Here is a 1,537-nt window from a genome sequence, read left to right as displayed (position 1 = left end):
TGGCCCGGATCAGCGCGGCAGCAACGTGATTCGGGCGTTGTGCACCGGGCTCAAGCCGGTGTGATAGCGGCGTGGCGGTTCGATGGGGCCGGGAGCCGGCGCGATGCGCCGGTTCTCGAGGACGACGCGGAACAGGATGCGCGCCTCGGCGAGGGCGAACTGGGCGCCGAGGCAGCGGTGCGGGCCCGCGCCGAAGGTGAGCCAGGTGTGGCCGCTGGGCCGCTCGTCGAGGAAACGCTCGGGACGGAAGGCCATCGGATCCTGGTAGTGCCGCGGTGATTCGTGGATCAGCAGGATCGGGACGATGACGATGGCGCCCTTGGGGATGTGCACTCCGTTGATCACGGTGTCGCGCAACGCCCGTCGGCCGGTGAACGGCGAGACCGGTCGCAGCCGCATCGTTTCGGCGACGACGGCGTCGAGGTAGGCGTCGAGCCGGGCGCTGTCGCCCGCGTCGACGGCCGCGTCCAGTTCGGCCATGGCCTCGGGGTGGCCGGCCAGCATGGCGGCGATCCAGCCGAGGGTGATCGCGGTGGTCTCGTAGGCGCCGAGCAGGATGCCGCGCATGTTCCGGGCCAGCGCGGCGTCGTCGTGCTGGTCCAGTTCCGTGCCGACATAGCGGGACAGCACGTCTTTTCGGGAGCTCGCGTCGCCGGGCGTGGCGCGCCGGGCCGCGATCTCCTCGATGATGACGGCGTCGACCTCGGCCTGGCGGCGCCGCAGCGGCGGGTACGGCAGCGTGTAACCGCCGACCAGCGGGGTGATCAGGGTGACCGCGAGGAACCCGCGGCTTTCGATCTCGCCGAACCAGGCCTGCACCGCGCGCTTCAGCCGATCTCGGCGGACCGGCGCGACATCACCGAAGACGACGCCGAGTAGCACTCCGATAGCCAGATCGTAACCCGCCGTCAGGAACTCGAACTGCTCGCCGACCGGCCACTTGGGCAGCTCGCGTTCGACCACCTCGACCATGAGTTCTTCGTAGGACCGCAGCGCCTTGCTCTGGAACGGCGGGGCGAACAGCTTGCGTTCGCGGCGGTGCTCGTCGCCGTCGAGGAAGATCAGGGTCTGCTTGCCGAACATCTGGTCGTGGCTGGAGAACCGGCTCAGCACTTGGCCGATCGAGAAGTCGTCGTGGTTGGTGAACAGGTCGCGCACGTCGTCCATGTCGTAGGTGACCAGCATGGTCGGAAAACCCGGCGGCGAGATGACGAACCGCTCGCCGAGCTCCAGCAGCGGGGACTCGTGGGTGCCTGGCCGCATCAGTCCGCCGATCTGCCCGAGGTGGCGATTGCGGAGGCGGGGCAGATCGCGCAGCGATACGGAGGTCTGTGGCACTGGGCCATCCTGACCGGTGGTTCCGCTGCGCGCAAACCCGAAATCGGCGCGGCGGCAATGGTGCCCGTGACGTTGCTGCCCCTATTTTTCGGGGCTGCGACCAGCGCGTTGTTGATCTTGTGGAGGTCGGAGACCGGCGTACCGGCAGCTATATTGTGGCACTGACAGTCACCACGCACCGTGTGCCACTCCTCGTAGA

The 1,537-nt window shown here is 68.4% G+C and carries 1 protein-coding gene; it reads right to left on the bottom strand.

Annotated features, from left to right (window positions below; genetic code table 11):
- Positions 1-9: 9 nt before the first annotated feature.
- Entirely contained in the window at positions 10-1,338 is a 1,329-nt protein-coding gene (locus tag DBO33_RS22910; RefSeq protein ID WP_107656872.1) for a cytochrome P450, read from the bottom strand.
- Positions 1,339-1,537: the final 199 nt, after the last annotated feature.

The organism is Nocardia suismassiliense (assembly GCF_900269665.1).
Taxonomy (GTDB): domain Bacteria; phylum Actinomycetota; class Actinomycetes; order Mycobacteriales; family Mycobacteriaceae; genus Nocardia; species Nocardia suismassiliense.
This window is presented reverse-complemented; position numbering and strand designations above follow the sequence as displayed.